This is a genomic window from Bradyrhizobium sp. 134 (genome assembly GCF_023074155.1).
Taxonomy (GTDB): domain Bacteria; phylum Pseudomonadota; class Alphaproteobacteria; order Rhizobiales; family Xanthobacteraceae; genus Bradyrhizobium.
In genome coordinates this window covers 207,940-224,167 of sequence record NZ_JADPKX010000045.1, presented here as the reverse complement: position 1 = coordinate 224,167, position 16,228 = coordinate 207,940, and the positions used below count along the sequence as shown (strand labels likewise).

The window sequence follows — 16,228 nt, the reverse complement described above, 5'->3', positions numbered from 1 at the left end:
TGGGTAAGGCCTACTGATAAGTCGCCACAATATCGGACACCGCGCGCTCGAGCTGCTGCGCGGTGGCGCACTGGCGCACCACGCTGCAGAAGGTCGCATAACGCGGCATCTCGGAATCGCCAAAGCCCCAGGCGAGACGTCCTTCGGGATTGAGCCACACCAGTCGCTTCGAGCGCTCAGAGATGCGGCGCAGGATGTCGGCGCGCGGATCGAGATTGTTGCTGCGGGCATCGCCCAGCACGATCACCGTGGTCTGCGGCGTCAGCGTGCTCATAAACTCCTTGTCGAAATCGGCCAGCGAAGAGCCGTAGTCGGAGGAGCCGAAGCCGACCTTGGACATGATCTCGGCCATCGCCTCTTCCGGCGGTTTCGATTCCAGGACGTCGCTGACTTCGATCAGATGCGAGGAGAAGGCGAAGGAATGGACGTCGTCGACCACCTCGTGCAGCGAGTGGATCAGGAGCAGGAAGAAATCCGAGACCTGCGCGACCGAGCCCGAGACGTCGCAGAGCGCCACGATCTTCGGCCGGTCGCGATGCTTGCGCTTCCAGGCCGTGAGAAAGGGGATGCCGCCCCAGGCGGCGTTGCGGCGCAGCGTGCGGCGGACGTCGAGATGACCGCGCCGCTGGCGCTTGCGTGGCTTCGAATAGCGCTCGCGCAGGCGCCGCGCGATCTGGCGGATGAGAGCGCGCATTTCCGCGACATGGCGCCGCTCGATGCGGGCAAGCGGCGCGTTGCGCAGAATCTCGTTGCGGAGGTTTTCAGCCTCCTCGCGGGCATAGAGCGCAAGCCCCTGCGCGACAGTGTCGCGAACGGCGTCGCGCAAGCCATCCAGCGCGGCGCGAAGCCGCTCGGCCAGTGCCGGATTGGTCGCGGTCAGCTCGTCGAGATCGTCGCGTAGCCGCTGGAGCCCCATGGCGTCGAGGATGCGGCTGGAGAAGATGCCGCGCTGGGTGGAGTAGCGGATGTCGGACAGGGAGGCCGCACCTGAGGCGCTGGCGATCGCGGCGGTGATCGCGTTGCGATCCTGCGACAGCAGCATCTGCGCGAGGGGGCCCAATTCTGCGGGAGGCGAACCGCGGCTCGCATCGCTGGCCTCGCCGGATGACGGAGATTGATCTGCGTCCTCCGAAACATCGTTGCTGTCGGCTTCAGACTGTTCCTGCCGCGGCTCCGGCTGGCTGAAGAACAGATCGAAGCAGTCACCAAGCGCAAGCTTTTCGTCCTGCGACTTGGCGAGCGTCAGAAGGAGCGCATCGCGCAGAATGGTCCGGTCGGAAACGCCGACCTGCGCGACCGCACGCATCGCATCGATGCTTTCGGCCGGCGAGACATGGACCCCGGCGCCCCGTGCCGCACGGAAGAAGCGATGAATATTCTCGCGCATCGGCGTCAACCGAAGACGTTGGATCGTGCTGCCTTGGCAATGAAGGTCGTAATCTGAGGCTGAGCCGCCTCGATGTCGGCCTCGTATTTCAGAAGCACGTTGAGCGTGTCCTTGACGATCTCGGTGTCGAGCTCCGAGGCCTGCAAGAGCACCAGCACGCGTGCCCAGTCGATGGTCTCGCTGACCGAAGGCAGCTTCTTCAGGTCGAGCGAGCGGATTTCGTGGATGAAGCCGACCATCTGCCGCCGCAGCGTCTGCGAAATGTTGGGGACGCGGCTCTCGACGATGCGCTCCTCGAGCCGCTGCTCGGGAAAGCCGATGTGCAGATGCAGGCAGCGCCGTTTCAGGGCGTCGCCGAGATCGCGCTCGCTGTTCGAGGTGAGGATCACCGTTGGCGGCGTGATCGCGGAGACGGTGCCGAGTTCGGGGATCGTGACCTGGAAGTCGGAGAGAATTTCCAGCAGCAGCGATTCGAACTCCGCATCCGACTTGTCGATCTCGTCGATCAGGAGCACGCAACCGCCCGGCTGCTCCAGCGCTTGCAGCAGCGGCCGCGGCTCGACGAACTCCTTGGAGAAGAACACGTCACCGAAATCGTGGAGCTGATTAAGTGCAGCGTGCAAAGTCTGCGCGCCGCCAAGGACTTCGCCGAGCTTGTCCTTGAGGATCTGCGTGTAGAGAAGCTGCTTGGCGTATTTCCATTCATAGAGCGCCTTGGCCTCGTCGAGACCTTCATAGCATTGCAGGCGGATCATCTTCAGGCCGCGCCAGGCCGCGATCGCCTTGGCAAGCTCGGTCTTGCCGACGCCCGCGGGGCCTTCGACCAGGATCGGCTTCTCGATCTGTTGCGACAAATACACGGCGGTCGCGATCTGCCGGCTCGCGATGTAGCCTTGCGCGGCGAGGCCGCTCTCCACTGCTTCGATCGCTGTCGAGGGCTTCTGTTCAGCCAAGAAAAGGCGCTCCAAAGGTCTTGATTGAGGCTTGTTCTGCCTGCGTTCACGGGAAAGAACAAGCCTCGTTTGGGAGAGCCCAGACCCGCGCGAATGGGCGTTTTTTCCGCTCAGCGCAAATAGTCTAGCAGCCACCAGCCGCGCGATCAGTGCCGCAGCAACTCCGGCTTGCGGATCGACTGTCTGACCTCGGCGCCGCAATCGGCGCATTCATAGACGAAGTCGATCTTGGCAAGACTCCAATGCGGTTCGACCTCGCGCACATACATTGGAAGGAACCCTGTGCAAGCAGGGCAAATCACAGGCGCGATCTCGATATCCTGATGATGCTGTACATAAGCTGGCATCTCGGCTCTCCTTCGCAGACGACCTCCAAACCCGCGCGAAGGCTACTGCCGGCTGGCGCAAGGCCGACATCAACTCTTTCGAACAGAGGCGGAACGGCGGAGGTTTGTCGTTCGCTGTGACATTCTTGTTACGTCTCTGTACTGTGACGGGCGGACCAAATACCTATTTCAAAGCCCGATCCGATATTCGGACTTTGACCTCAACGATAATGGAGCAACGCCCATGACGCATGCCATTCGCTTTCACAAGACTGGTGGTCCGGAAGTGCTGGTCTGGGAGGAGGTCAGTGTCGGCAAGCCCGGACCGGGCAAGGCACGAATCCGCCATACCGCCGTCGGTCTCAACTTCGTGGACATCTACAACCGTTCGGGCCTTTACCCGGCGCAACTGCCGAGCGGGCTTGGCAGCGAGGCCGCTGGTGTCGTCGAGGAGGTCGGGCCCGGTGTCACCGATCTGAAGCCGGGCGATCGCGTCGCCTACGGCGCCTCGCCGCTCGGCGCCTATTCCGAGGCGCGGCTGATCCCGGCCGACCGACTGCTGAAGCTGCCGGAAGGTGTCGACGACAAGACCGCGGCGGCGATGATGCTGAAGGGGCTCACCACGCAATATCTGATCCGGCAGACCTATCGTGTGAAGGCCGGCGACACTATCCTGCTTCATGCGGCAGCCGGTGGTGTCGGCCTAATTCTCTCCCAGTGGGCCAAGCATCTCGGCGCGACCGTGATCGGCACCGTCAGCAACGACGAGAAGGCCAAGCTCGCCAAGGCGCATGGCTGCGACCATGTCATCATCTATAGCCGCGAGGATTTCGTGAAGCGCGTGGATGAGATCACTGGCGGCAAGAAGGTGCCGGTGGTCTATGATTCTGTCGGTAAGGATACGTTCCTGAAGTCGCTCGACTGCCTCGCGCCGCTCGGCGTCGCCGCGCTGTTCGGTGCGTCGTCCGGCGCCGTCGAGCCGCTCAATCTCGGTTTGCTAGCGCAGAAGGGCTCGCTCTACGTCACCCGGCCGACGTTGTTCACCTACGCCGCCAAGCGTGAAAGCCTGGTCGCGATGGCAGGTGAGTTGTTCGACGTGGTCAAGTCCGGCGCGGTCAAGATCGAGGTGCACCAGACCTATCCGCTGAAGGACGCCGCCAAGGCGCATGCCGATCTCGCCGCGCGCAAGACCACGGGATCGACCGTCCTCACGGTGTGATCTCCGACCGGGCTGTGGCGCAGGCCGCTTGGCCTTGCGTCACGTCGGCTCGTGCTTACGCAGATCGTGGGCGTGATCGAGGCGGATAGCCTGTAAGTCGACTTCTTCGGGCCGGATCTCCGGGAGGGCCGCCTCGGCGAGGATGGCCTCGGTAATGTCCTCGACCGAGCTCTCCGCGATCTCGTGGATGAACGAGATGTTCCGATATTCACCTGAGGCAACGCGGGAAATGACCTCACGCCTGGTGATTTCAGGGTCGACGACCGCCTCGCGGCCGCGGCGCCCATAATCGATCATCACGACGAAATACTGCATGAAACGATCCTGCCGTGCCCATGTGGGGCACGGCAGAGTATTTCCGAAAAACGGAATCAAGTCAAGGTGCATTTCGTAAAAACAGAAATTCCAGCCTACTTGCTCCTCTTGCGAGGGCGCGCCGACTTGGCGCGCAGCCGCTCCAGCTGCCCCTTGGGCATGGAGAGGCAGATCTCGCCGACCCACTCCAGTTTCACGCCGACGATCTGCTTGGCATTGAAGCTGCTGAGATTGACGACGGAGGGGGATTTGCCCCGCTCGATCGTCTTTAGATAGCGCTCGCCGGTCTTGAGCCGGACCACGGCCTCCTCGCCGTAGAAGCTCGACAGGGGATGGCGCTGGTCCTTGTAGACCACGATGACGTCGCCGCTCTCGTATTTGGGCAGCATCGAATCGCCCACGATCTCGAATGCGATGGTCTCTTCCATGATCGGAAAGGGCAGCGCGATGTCGCCTAGGCCTTCCGGGGGAACCTGCTCATAATCCGGCTCGATCACGGCACCGGCGCCGACGCGGCCCATGATCGGCGCCAGATTGAGCTCGAGATATTCCATGATCGGAATGATTTCCGAAGCCTTCACCAGGCGTTCACCGCCGAGGATCTCCGAGACCGCGCCGGGCCGTACGCCCATGGCAGCCGCCAGGCCGCCCTTGCTCTTGCCTGTCTTTTCCAGGCCCCGTTCGATCATTGCAGCGTCCAACATGGTGATTCCCTCGATTGTCCATCGTTCCGCCTCTTGTAATCCGAAATTCGGAATTGATGCAATTATGAATATCAGAATTATCGCTTGACTCTCACTTCGGAATACCGGAATGTGCGCTTCGCCTCGCGATCGTGCGATCGGAGGAGGCGCATCACAGGACATCAGCATGGAACCGGGCCATTGGCCGTCGGAGCACTCCGACGCGCTTCGCGACTATTTTCTCAAGGGAATGTCTTATGCGGAGATCGGAAGACAGATTAACGCAAGGTTTGGAACGTCTTACACGCGCAACGCGGTGGTCGGCCGCGCCAAGCGGCTCGGGCTGGTCGTGCAGGTGCGGACGGCGAGCCCGTCGATCGTCCCAGTGTTGCCGTCTGGGGGCTGTCTTGTCCTGCCGCACCGCCCTACGGTGCTGACCCTGCCGCCGAAATCTGCGATGAAGCCTGCCGCGCAGGTCAAATTGCGCTGCGTCGGCGTCCAGCCGCGCCTGGTCCCATTGGTCGAACTCGCTGGCGAGGACTGTCGCTATCCTTATGGCGGCGACAAGGACGGCGAGGAGATCACCTTCTGCGGCCATTCGCGTGAGCCGGGCTCGAGCTATTGCACGCCGCATGCGCGCCTGACGCGCCGCGCCGGAGCTGGATCCACTCGCATCGCCGGCCCCGTCGTACTGAGGCTGGTCTCTGCCGCCTGACCTGACGACCGCCCGTTCAATCGTCAATTTCGCAAGGAGTATCCGAGTGGCACGTGTCCGACGCAACAGGTCCTACAAACTGGCGAATGTCTACGATCGACGCTCGCGCGAGATACCGTTCAATGCGGAGATCGCGGAAGTCGAGGTGGACAATCCGCTGGCGCTCGACCCCGGCGAGAAGATCATGGCCGTGCGGTCGATCCGCAGCGATCCGCTCGGCCGGCTGCACGCGCACCATCAGATCGACGAGGCGCAGTATCGCGGCGGGCGCGCCTTCCAGAACGATTGGGAGAGGGCCGAGCGTGGCCCTCAGGCGATGGACCCGACCCGCGAATATGTCGATGGCGCGCGCACGCGCGAGCCGGTTACCGAGAGCCAACGTCAGGCGGTGCTGCGGCTGAACCGGATCGAGCGCGAACTCGGCACCGACGGTGCCGCGCTAGTGCACGACGTGTTGGTGCTAGGCCTGACCATGGACGAGATCGGCCAGCGTCGCGCTGTTCGTACGCAACGCTGGACCGACTATTTTTCCCGACGTTTTCGTGAATGCCTGGACCGGTTGGCACTGATCTACGGCTTTGCGACGGAAACGGGGACACGGCGTGCAGGGCAGCGCAGATGACAAGGGCGCGCCCGCGACCTCGGTCGCAGGCGCGCCGGTCTGCTGCTTAGGGATGCGGTAGGATCTGGTAGGTCGTGGTATACGGCTCGACCCGGAGCGACGCGTTGGCCAAAAGCCCGATTCTGGCGGTCGGCGCTTGCTGCAATTCGCCGTTCGGACCGCGATGCACGTTGTATTGCCAGACAGTGAGATCGCCCTTCTGTGCCAGAGCATGTGCAACGGCGCTGGCATCATTGCCGCCGAGCGCCTGAAGCTCCTCCGTCGACAATCCGACGACGATTTCGTCCTTGATGGTGACGATCTTGAACAGGTTCATCCTGGTCTCCTGCGCCCATGCGCCTTGTATCGAGAAAGTGAGAAGCGCGACTGCGGCGCCCTTGATGAGATCGCAGCGAGAAAGCATGCCGTCGTCCTTTGGTTCTGGGGCGCCGAATCGATCAATGCATCGGCCATGCCGCCCGTGATCTGCGTGACTGTTTCGACACCGCTTTGTCGTTTGCTCCTCAAAAACGGTTCACCGCCGGAAACAAATGCGGCCCGATGAATTCTGATGCGAAGAGGCGAGTCCAAGTCCAAGAGCTCGATGGGGCGGGTTTAGAGGAATCCAAGCGCCAGTCTGTCTCTTGGTTCAGAAGGCCGCGCTGTGGCCACCGATCCATGGCCCGAGATCGACGTCTATTTCGCGGACGATACAACCGCCGACGACGGACTCAACAATTACGTGCATAAGCTGAAGAGCACTGGTTCGGGTCCACCAATGTCCATTCACATCTGAAACAAGACGAAACAAGGCGTCGATTGACGGCGATCGAGGCTGCATGCCTGATCGATGACGCTTCTTGACGCAGGTGGGTGACGGCTGGCCATATTCCTGTTATCCGGAATTGCCGTGGCGCGATGCAGACGAAGCATCGCTGGGTCAACTGTTAGGCTTGCCGGAAGGGTTGTTTTTTGACATAGTTGCAACCTGTTCAAGTGTGGCCGCTTGCACATGTAGCTCGGCGTGCGAACACACCGGGCTTCCCCCGGACGAAAGCGCGCCATCGCCATAGCATCCGGTTGTGGCGTTCGGTTGTGGCGTTCGGTTTTTAGTTGGGACCTCGATGTTGGATCACGAAGTCCGATGCTTGTCATAGGTGCGAGATGAAGAACCTCAATTTCGTAGCTGAGCTGCACCTCAAGCTCGGCGCGCCTGCAAGCGGTACTGTCGAAAGCCTGCGCCTGCTCCGCGCCTTTCTGAAGCTCGCGCCCCGGCAGCGTTTCGAAGTCATCAAGCTCGTCGAAGACCTCGCCACCGAAGAATCCCTTCCCGAACACCCCCTTCCCGAACACCCCCTGTCCTGAGCCGGCCTGCACGCTGGCCTTACCCCTTGCCCTTCGTTTTCCTGCCAGAGCCGGCCGCCGGGCGACGTCTTCCCCGGCCTGGACGCTGGCAGGCGATCCGGCAAGTGTGGTATTCAGTTCTGAAAACGGGAGGAGTGCGACCATGATCGAACCGAAGCTCGAAGTTCCGGCCGAACTGCGCGACCTGGCCGAGAAGACGATTGACCAGGCGGAAAAAGCTTTCGGCATGTTTTTCGAAGCCGCCACCAAATCGATGACGACCGTTCCGGGTGCGGGGACGGACGTCTCGAAGCAGGCGCTCGCATTCACCGAGCAGAACATGAAGTCGGCGTTCGAGCATGCTCGCAAGCTCGTCCATGCGACCGACCTTCAGGAGGCGATGCGAATTCAATCGGATTTCCTGCGCAGCCAGTTCACCAATGCCGGAGACCACATGCGCCAGATGACCGGCAGTCTCATGCAGCCAGGGAAGGGCAAGTCCTGATTCTCGGTGTGTTCCTGGCGCGTCCAGAGATTGGACTTGCCCGGGCGTGATTATCCGCACGTCGATGCGGGTACTGGTCCATGCTGGGCCGTCGAATGGACCTCATTCGCCGCCCATCATCCCTTCTGCTGATCCCTGTCGGTTCTCAGGCAGGGATAAGCATTTGTCGCGGGTGTCTCGACCGATCGGTGGCTCTGCTAGCGCAGCGATGCGATGTAGGCCGCGATATCGCCGGCTTCGATCCGGCTCAAGGGGAAATTCGGCATCTTCGGATGCGGGGCTAGCAGGAAAAAGGCGAGCCTTTCCGAACTGAAGTCAGGCCTGCGCGCAACGGACGCGAAGGAGGGGACGTCGGCGCTCGCCTGGATCTGGCCGTTCGCCACGACATGGCAGCTGGCGCACCAGCGCCTCGCAAGGTCGGCGCCGTGATCTGCATCGGCGGCGAGAGCGGACGACGCGCACACGCTCGAGGCCACTGCAACCAGCAGACAGATTCGTCTCAAATGCCGGTGCATAGGGCAACCCTGTGTGTTGTTGGCTAGTGACGCCGTCCTCATCCGCAACACGAACCCGGAAACTGCGAGAGGTCGATGCGGGCGATGATCGACCGCAGCAGCTTGCGGGCCAAACGATAGAGATGCCGGGCGAATCTCGGCGTCCTTGCCGCAGGCAGGACAAAGCTTGTCGCAGCGAGTCTTTTCGTACCAAGGCTTTCGATGGAGTACGACACGGTGTCTCTCCGAGATGGCAAGGCCCTTTCTAGCGTGGCCGGCTCGCCGCAGCCTTGATCTGCCGCAAAGGTGCTGGACTAATAGTCGCCGGGGTTCATGATCATCGGGCTTCGTGTATCGGCCGGCGCGAGCGCGCTGCTGGCGCTGTCGCGCAGGAAGCGGTCGAGTGTCGCCTGGATCTTCTCCTTGACCGCATCGGGACCGCGATCGCTCATCTCGGTATGCTGCGCACCGGTGTGGATAATGTCGATGCCGCGCGCCTTGGCCTCTTCCGGCGTCGGCAGCACGCCGGGATCGGTTACGAAATGCGGATCCTTCGAGCGGAACGACAGGATCTTCATGTTGTCGCTAAGCACGAAAGGCACTCGCAGATTGTCCAGCGTGATCACTTTCGACACCAATTCCGGGTGCTGATGGGCGACATACATCGAAACGTCGCCACCGTTGGAATGCCCGACGAGCGTGATGTGGTCGTAGTCGGCGTTCTCTTGCCGCCGCTTCAAGTCGCCCAAGGTGAAAAGGATGTTGGCCTCGCAGCGGATATAGACCTCGCGCCGGCCGACATATTGCTGGCCGGTCTTGGTCATCAGCGGCGGATCGCTCGGCAGATCCTGCTGGATGCTCGCGACGAGATAACCGCGTGCGGCGAGCACGTTGGCGAGGAAGGAATATTCGGTGGCCTTGACAGTATTGCCGTTGCTGATGATGGCGAGCGGGAGCTTCCAGAGGCCGAGATTGGCCTTGGTCTCGTAATCGCGCCGTACAGCGATTTCGACCGCAATCGGCCGCTGGCGCGCGGCGTCGAACAGGGTCAAAACCTCATGGCGGATCGCGAACCGGCTGACGACGAAATACTGGCCGACGCCGAGGATGCAGAGAAACGCCAGAACAGCAAAAACCTTTTTCATGGTTCCGTCTCAAATCACTTTTGACTGAACATGGCCATTGGGAACTCCCGGATCGAGCGATCGTGAGCAGGTTACGGGATTAAATTTAGGCAAGTCTGTGAGCCGCGCCCCAAAAGAGCCGCATGCCCGGGGCCATAGCGCGAAGGGCGAGGGTTTACAGACAGCCGCCCTTGCCGCGTTCGGAGCAGAGCCGCAGCGCGCTGGACAGAGTAAACAGGAAGCGGGGGCTGCGGCGGTCGTTGTCGGGCGCCCGGTAGCTCAGGGGGACGGCCACGCCGAGATCGGCCTGGAAATCGTCCGGCAGGAAGAACCGCACGCCAGCTCCGGCCGAGGTCAGCGACAGGCCGTCGCTCAGGCGGTAACCGTCGTTCCAGACGGCGCCGGCGTCGCCGAAGGCATAGAGCTGATAGCCGGTCCAGTAGCGGTAGTTGAGTTTCTGGTCGAAGCGCAGTTCGAGAGAGCCGGCAAGACCGTTGTCCCCGCTGATCTCTGCTGCGCCATAGCCGCGCCCGAAGGCAGCGCCACCGAGATAGAATTGCTGCGAGGTGAACAGCGGCCGTGACGCCGTCTGGCTCGCAGCGGAAAGCTTGAGCGACCAGACGTCGTTGAGCGTCTGGTAGCGCGTGAACCAGAGGTTTAGCACCGAGAAGTTCGATGACGTGCCATCGCGCGACAAAAGATCGTCCTCGAAATGCGAGGCACCGAAGATGTCGAGGCCCTGGCGGTAGGTCAGCGTCGCGAAATTGGTGCCGCCGAAATGGTCCTGAAGCCGGTAATCAGCGGTCAGGCTCGCGGTCCTGATGTGGTCGTTGTACCAGGCGCCGTAAAGGTCATGCTCGGACACGTTGCTGAAGGTCGTCGCCGCGGTCAGGGTCAGCGAGGAGGATTGCGACTGCAATGGGACGATGCTGGCACGCAGTTCGAACGCCTCGGTCGTGGTGATATCGCTGTCGAGGCGGCGTGCATCGCCCGGTCTAACCGCGCTGTACAGGACGGACCCGCCGAGACGCACACCGTCGACACCGACCGGTGCATCGTAGGACAGCCGTGCGAAGCCAAGCTGGCGGGGGTCGTTGGCGATGGTCGACAGATTGACCGCCAGCGTGTCGCCGGGCGTGAGATAGGAGTTGAACGCGCCGGTCGCATAGGTCTGCCACGGACCAACTGATGATGAGCCGAGATTGTCCAGACCGAACGACGAGAAGACGTGCCAGGTCTTCAAATAGACGATGAGGCGGAATCGGCCGGTTGCGCCGCCGATCTCCTCCAGTGCGGTATCGGTGATCCGGACGCCAGGTCTGCCGTTGACGAGAAAGAGCTGACGTTCCAGCGTTGCCAGGCGCGACGGTTGCTCAGCCAGAACCGGCCCAAGCATCGGTCTCACGCCGAACTGCTCGGCGCCGTCGCCTTTCAGCTCGGCCTCCAAGATGGCGCCTTCGACGACCTGGATCCGGACGCGTCCGTCCGCAATATCCTGCGGCGGCACGATCGCACGGCTCAAGTGAAAACCATCGGCACGGTAGAGATCGCTGATCGCGCCTGCGATCGCGGCGAGATCCGCCTGCGAAACCTTCTTGCCGACATAGGGCTGGTAGACCGCGGCGATGAGATCGGGGGAAACGGCCCGGGCTCCGCTGACATCGACGCCGCGCAGCACGAATTGAGGCTTGGTATCGCCGCCGGTGTTGGGCTGGCCGACTGTCGGCAGCCTGACCGGAGGGCGGGTCAGCGATTCCCGCTCGGTTTGGTTTTCAAAATATTTCTCAGGCTGGCGCGGATCGAAGCCCGGCTGGTTCGCCTGTTGTGCGAAAGCCTGAGGAACTCCCGTGAAAAAAGGGGCTAACAGCGCCAATGTGGTAATGAGATGCCGCTTCCCGCCGCGCGCAATGCGCCTGTCCCCGTAGTTCGACGGAGATGTGCCCCTGATGCGATAAGGGTTCGTTAGCCACATGATTTTTCATAGTTTTTTATGGTCAATGAACCGTTAACGCGACCGCTCTGCTGGCCGCTTCCCGCTAATCCTATGTTGAGTGATTTCGGATACCCCTCAGGCTGGCTGTAACGCGGACTGAGGATCGTCATGCTGAGCAAAATTGGAATGCGGTGCGCCTTCGCGGCTGCGCTGATCCTGGGAACGGCTTGCGGCGCATCCGCCGCCGACGATGGCGTCTGGTCGGTCGGCAAAGCCACCGGCGAGGTCTGGGTCGCCACCAGCGGCGCGCAGCAGGTCTCGTTGAATCAGCAGGAGGCGCTCAAGCCCGGCGACACCATTCGCACCGGACGTAATGGCCGCGTGCTGCTCGTCCGCGGCGAGGAAACGATCCTGATCTCTCCCAACTCGGTGGTCGGCTTGCCGACCGAGAGCAAGGAGGGCCTCTCGACTACCATCATCCAGCAGGCAGGTTCGATCCTGCTCGAGGTCGAGAAGCGCAACGTCAAGCATTTCGAGGTCGAGACGCCCTATCTCGCCGCTGTCGTTAAGGGAACGCAGTTCAGCGTCACCGTGAATGCGGGCAGCACCAAGGTCGGCGTGCTTCGCGGCCAGGTCGAGGTCTCCGACTTCAAGACGGGACAGATCGCCCAGGTCCTGCCGGGGCAGGCCGCCACCGTCTTTGAGCATGGCAAGCCTGGTCTCAGCCTGAGCGGCGCCGGGACCTTCAATCCGATCGAGCACGGCAAGCCACGCGCCTCGAGCATCGAGCGCGTCCCCGTGCCGAAATCGGGCCTGCCGGCGCCGCGCAACGGGGCGAATGGCCACATGATCCATGCGCTCGGGCCGATCGATAAGGGCACCAAGGCGGCTGGCGCGCTCAAGCCATCGCAACAGGCGGCTGGAGCTCACGCGTCCAAGGGCGGTGCTGCAAAGCCCGGCGTCGTACGCATCTCGAACTCGCTCGGCGAGGTCAAGCTGAACGTCCACAAGGTCACGCACGGGCTCGCCCACGGCGGCGGTGCCCCCGGACAGGTGCGCAACGCGCACGCCAGCACGGAGACGGTCTGGAGCGACTCGAAAGCTAGCACAAACGCATCCAACAGCACCGTCCAGACTGCGGTCACCACGAGCAGCGGCGTGACGGCTGGCAGCACCAGCTCGTCGGCTGCGAGCACGACAATAGCCGCGACCACGGCTGGTGCGTCCAGCGACGGCTCTGGCGGCGGCAGCGGAAATTCCGGTGGCAAGACCAACCCCGGCAACGGCAACTCCGGTAACGGCAATTCCGGCAATGGGAATTCCGGCAACGGCAATGGCAACAGCGGTGCCACCGGAAACGGCAGGGGCAACAACGGCAACGGCAATGGCAATGGCGGCGGCAACGGCAGCAATGGCCACGGCAATGCCTTTGGCCACAACAAGCACTGAGGCGATTTCCTGGGGATGAGGGGGCGCAACCGCAGAAGCGGGTGCGCGGGAGGACCGGAGTGAAGCGCTATCGTCCGCATATTCTAGTCGTGACCGCGCTGGCGATCGTGCTGTCGACGGGGTGGCATGGTGCGCTTCGCAACGCGCTGACCGACCTACGGTTTGCCTGGCAATCGCGCGCCGCGAGCGGCAACGTCGTCGTGGTGGCCATTGACGCGCCCTCAATCGACCAGATCGGGGTATGGCCCTGGCCGCGCCGGCTGCACGCGGAACTGTTGCAAAGGTTAGAGGCTGCGGGGGCACAGGACGTCGCTTTCGACGTCGATTTCAGCTCGCCATCCGATGCGGCCTCCGACGAGGCTTTCGTCAACGCGCTGCGTGAGGCCGGCGGCTCGACCATCCTGCCGTCCTTCAAGCAGCCGGCGCCGAATGGCGGCGCAGCTCACATCAATCGCCCCCTGAAGCCGTTCGGCAACCAGTCGTGGCCCGCGCTGGTCAATGTCGCCATCGAATCCGACGGGCTCGTTCGCCGATATCCGTTCGGCGAGAAGCTCGGCGATGCCCTGATGCCTTCGATGGCCGTCGTGCTGGCCGGGCAGGACGCCAATCGGCGGCCGCCGTTCCTGATCGATTTCAGCATTCGGGCGGGCTCCGTTCCAAGTGTCTCCTATGTCGACGTGCTCCGCGGCAAAGCCGCCGCTCTCGACAGGCTGAGAGACAAGAAGATCATCATTGGAGCGACGGCGCTCGAACTCGGCGACCGCTTCAGCGTTCCAAATGGCCGCATCATCTCCGGACCCATCCTCCAGGCGCTGGCAGCGGAATCGATCCTGCAGAACCGGATGCTGCGCTGGACTTCCGATACCGGCATGATCCTGGGTCTCGCTGTGATTTGCCTGCTGATGGTGTATTCGTGGCGCCGCTTCGCACCGGGAATTCGCGTCGCAATCTTGATCTCGGCCGGGGCAGCCTTCGAGCTGGTTGCGATCCTCGTGCAGGCAAGATGGCCCTTCATCATCGACACATCGCTGTTCCACATCGCGATTGTCGCTTATCTGACGGCGATCGCACTCGACGAAATCGATTTCCGCGGTCTGCTGGGGCGCATCGCCGAAAGCCGCTTTCATCGTATCGCGATGTCGCTCGGCGATGGCCTCGTCTGCACCGACGAAGATCAGCTGATCACCGTTTGGAACCCCGGCGCCAGCGCGATCTTCGGCTATATGCCCGCCGAGATCATCGGCCGCCCGTTCGAAACGCTATGTGCCGTTCCGGTGGACGGTGAGGCGAGGCCGTCCACGCGCGACGCCGCGCGCCAGGCACTCCTCGCACCCGGCGGAGCGGTCGTCATCGAGTTCGAAGGGCGGCGCAAGAACGGTGAAACTTTCCCGGTCGAGGCGAGCTTCTCGGGCTGGCAGGGAACGGACGGCTTCCAGTACGGAGCCATCCTGCGCGATATTTCGGTCCGTAAGCGCGAGGCCGAACGCGTCAGATACCTCGCCGAGTACGACGCGCTGACCGGCCTTGCCAACCGCAACACGCTGCATGCCGCCCTGGTCGGCATGATCGCGGATGCCGGGCAGCGCCCTTGCGAGGTCGCGCTGCTCGTGATCGGGCTCGACGGCTTCCAGAGCATCAACGACATGCTGGGTCATTCCGCCGGAGACCTCGTGCTGCAGGCGGTCGCTACTCGTCTGAAAGCCGAGGCGCGCGACGGCGCTGTCGTTGCCCGGCTTAGCGGAGACGAATTCGCCATTGCGCGCAAAGGGGCCAATACCGACGAGCCGATCGCAGAGTTCGCCGAGCGCATCGCGCGCGCGTTCGAAGCGCCGCTTGCGACCGGCGCGCGGCAGCATCGCGTCAGGATCAGCATCGGCGTCGCGGTCCATCCGGAAGGCGGGCACAACGCCGACGATCTCCTGAGCAACGGCCATCTTGCGTTGACCAAGGCAAAGCTGACGCGGCGCGGCGGCCATGTGATCTTCGAGAGCGCGATCCGGGAGGAGCTGGAAAACCGGCTGACGCTCGAGAGCGAATTGGCGCTTGCCGCGGACCGGGGCGAGTTCGAGCTGTTCTACCAGCCCCAGGTTCGCCTGGTCGACGCCAGCCTGGTCGGAGCCGAAGCGCTCATCCGTTGGCGGCACCCCGTGCGCGGCTACGTTTCGCCGGGAGAGTTCATGCCGGTGGTCAACAGCTCAGCCCTGTCCGAGCGGATCGGAAACTGGGTGATGGAGACCGCCTGCCGGCAGGCACGCGCCTGGGAATTGTCCGGCGACAGAGTGCGCGTCGCGATCAATTTGTCGCCCTCGCAGCTGCACTCCGGCGATCTCGCGCATTCGGTTGCGGGGATGCTCGAAGCGACGGGGCTCACGCCGTCGCTGCTCGAGCTCGAGGTCACCGAGGACATCCTGCTTCATGACGAAGCCCGCGTGCTCGATATGTTCAAACGCATCCAGCAGCTCGGCGTCCGCGTTCTGTTCGACGATTTCGGCACTGGCTATGCGAGCCTGAGCTATCTGAAGAAGTTTCCGCTCGACGGGCTCAAGATCGACCGGTCGTTCGTGCTCGGTCTGCTCGCGAATTCCGACGATGCCGCGATCGTCGGATCGACCATCGGCCTCAGCAAACAGCTCGGACTGACGGTCGTGGCCGAGGGCATCGAGAATCGCGCTACGGCCGACTTCCTGGTGAGCATGGGATGCGAGGAAGGCCAGGGCTATTTCTTCGGCCGTCCAATGCCGGCGGAAGCATTCGAGCGGCAGTTCCTCGCAGCCGAGTGCGCCGCCGTCAGTGCGGCCTGAACATACGTTGCTCTAGCGCCGCCGCGCGACCGCGACGCCGAACAGGAAAGCAACGAACAGGCTGGCGAGCGGCGCTTCGCGCGTGATCGCGGCGACGGTCGCGAGGGGCCGGCCCGGCTTTCGCGCTTCGTCGATAGCGGAGGTCATGCGGTCGACAGCTGCATGCAGGCCACCCGCGACTTCACCGATGGTGCGGGATACGTCCGTCGCGGCATCGATGGCGCGCTCGGCCATGCCGGGATGTGAGGTGGACTGCGGGATCTCCGTGCTCAAGTGCGCGACCTCCGGGCTGATCATGTGACGGAGGCCGATACCTTTGGCTATCCGCGCGAGCGCTCGTTCTGAACAGCGGGTCAGATGACCTTTGGCTATCCGCGAC

At 62.9% G+C, this 16,228-nt stretch carries 17 protein-coding genes; 7 read left to right on the top strand and 10 right to left on the bottom strand.

Annotation, left to right across the window (positions count from 1 at the left end; all coding sequences use genetic code 11):
• Positions 1 to 10: 10 nt before the first annotated feature.
• The 3 genes from IVA75_RS15995 to IVA75_RS15985 all read right to left on the bottom strand — a co-directional run bounded on the left by IVA75_RS15995 (position 11) and on the right by IVA75_RS15985 (position 2,687).
• Positions 11 to 1,387 (bottom strand): VWA domain-containing protein, encoded by a 1,377-nt coding sequence (locus tag IVA75_RS15995; protein WP_247290520.1) that lies wholly within the window; start codon positions 1,385 to 1,387, stop codon positions 11 to 13.
• Between the two features lie 5 nt (positions 1,388 to 1,392).
• Positions 1,393 to 2,340 carry a MoxR family ATPase gene (locus IVA75_RS15990; protein ID WP_007601482.1) on the bottom strand — a complete coding sequence of 316 codons (948 nt, stop codon included), beginning with the start codon at positions 2,338 to 2,340 and terminating at the stop codon, positions 1,393 to 1,395.
• A 146-nt stretch (positions 2,341 to 2,486) separates the two neighbouring features.
• A complete protein-coding gene (locus IVA75_RS15985; RefSeq protein ID WP_247290518.1) occupies positions 2,487 to 2,687 on the bottom strand; it encodes a hypothetical protein in 201 nt (66 codons plus the stop codon).
• 223 nt (positions 2,688 to 2,910) lie between these two features.
• Between IVA75_RS15985 and IVA75_RS15980 the strand changes: the two genes are divergently transcribed.
• The gene (locus IVA75_RS15980) at positions 2,911 to 3,885 is read left to right on the top strand and encodes a quinone oxidoreductase (RefSeq protein WP_247290516.1); all 975 of its coding nucleotides are present in this window, start codon (positions 2,911 to 2,913) and stop codon (positions 3,883 to 3,885) included.
• A gap of 39 nt (positions 3,886 to 3,924) precedes the next feature.
• Here IVA75_RS15980 and IVA75_RS15975 read toward each other — a convergent pair whose 3' ends face one another.
• Entirely contained in the window at positions 3,925 to 4,200 is a 276-nt protein-coding gene (locus IVA75_RS15975) for a hypothetical protein (RefSeq protein WP_247290514.1), read from the bottom strand.
• Positions 4,201 to 4,295: 95 nt separating this feature from the next.
• Positions 4,296 to 4,904 (bottom strand): S24 family peptidase, encoded by a 609-nt coding sequence (locus tag IVA75_RS15970; protein ID WP_007612810.1) that lies wholly within the window; start codon positions 4,902 to 4,904, stop codon positions 4,296 to 4,298.
• Between the two features lie 166 nt (positions 4,905 to 5,070).
• Between IVA75_RS15970 and IVA75_RS15965 the strand changes: the two genes are divergently transcribed.
• Together IVA75_RS15965 and IVA75_RS15960 are read left to right on the top strand one after the other, a co-directional pair.
• Positions 5,071 to 5,598, top strand: coding sequence for a GcrA family cell cycle regulator (locus tag IVA75_RS15965; protein ID WP_247290512.1), 528 nt, complete (start codon positions 5,071 to 5,073; stop codon positions 5,596 to 5,598).
• 46 nt (positions 5,599 to 5,644) lie between these two features.
• Entirely contained in the window at positions 5,645 to 6,220 is a 576-nt protein-coding gene (locus IVA75_RS15960; RefSeq protein WP_247290510.1) for a hypothetical protein, read from the top strand.
• Positions 6,221 to 6,266: 46 nt separating this feature from the next.
• Here the strand turns inward: IVA75_RS15960 and IVA75_RS15955 are convergent, their stop codons facing one another.
• Entirely contained in the window at positions 6,267 to 6,623 is a 357-nt protein-coding gene (locus IVA75_RS15955) for a hypothetical protein (protein ID WP_007612800.1), read from the bottom strand.
• Between the two features lie 740 nt (positions 6,624 to 7,363).
• On the opposite strand from IVA75_RS15955, the gene IVA75_RS15950 reads away from it, so the two are divergent.
• Entirely contained in the window at positions 7,364 to 7,564 is a 201-nt protein-coding gene (locus tag IVA75_RS15950; protein WP_247290508.1) for a hypothetical protein, read from the top strand.
• 142 nt (positions 7,565 to 7,706) lie between these two features.
• A complete protein-coding gene (locus tag IVA75_RS15945) occupies positions 7,707 to 8,048 on the top strand; it encodes a phasin (RefSeq protein ID WP_027519308.1) in 342 nt (113 codons plus the stop codon).
• Between the two features lie 197 nt (positions 8,049 to 8,245).
• On the opposite strand, the gene IVA75_RS15940 is transcribed toward IVA75_RS15945, so the two are convergent.
• The 3 genes from IVA75_RS15940 to IVA75_RS15930 all read right to left on the bottom strand — a co-directional run bounded on the left by IVA75_RS15940 (position 8,246) and on the right by IVA75_RS15930 (position 11,638).
• On the bottom strand, positions 8,246 to 8,563 hold the full coding sequence (locus IVA75_RS15940; protein WP_247290506.1) for a cytochrome c: 318 nt from the start codon (positions 8,561 to 8,563) through the stop codon (positions 8,246 to 8,248).
• A gap of 293 nt (positions 8,564 to 8,856) precedes the next feature.
• On the bottom strand, positions 8,857 to 9,687 hold the full coding sequence (locus tag IVA75_RS15935; RefSeq protein ID WP_247290504.1) for an alpha/beta fold hydrolase: 831 nt from the start codon (positions 9,685 to 9,687) through the stop codon (positions 8,857 to 8,859).
• A gap of 154 nt (positions 9,688 to 9,841) precedes the next feature.
• Positions 9,842 to 11,638 (bottom strand): POTRA domain-containing protein, encoded by a 1,797-nt coding sequence (locus IVA75_RS15930; RefSeq protein ID WP_247290503.1) that lies wholly within the window; start codon positions 11,636 to 11,638, stop codon positions 9,842 to 9,844.
• A gap of 129 nt (positions 11,639 to 11,767) precedes the next feature.
• On the opposite strand from IVA75_RS15930, the gene IVA75_RS15925 reads away from it, so the two are divergent.
• Positions 11,768 to 13,048, top strand: coding sequence for a FecR family protein (locus IVA75_RS15925; protein ID WP_247290501.1), 1,281 nt, complete (start codon positions 11,768 to 11,770; stop codon positions 13,046 to 13,048).
• Between the two features lie 59 nt (positions 13,049 to 13,107).
• Complete coding sequence (locus IVA75_RS15920; RefSeq protein WP_247290499.1) at positions 13,108 to 15,849, top strand: EAL domain-containing protein; 2,742 nt, start codon at positions 13,108 to 13,110, stop codon at positions 15,847 to 15,849.
• A 12-nt stretch (positions 15,850 to 15,861) separates the two neighbouring features.
• Here the strand turns inward: IVA75_RS15920 and IVA75_RS15915 are convergent, their stop codons facing one another.
• A complete protein-coding gene (locus IVA75_RS15915; RefSeq protein WP_007612789.1) occupies positions 15,862 to 16,146 on the bottom strand; it encodes a hypothetical protein in 285 nt (94 codons plus the stop codon).
• Positions 16,147 to 16,228: the final 82 nt, after the last annotated feature.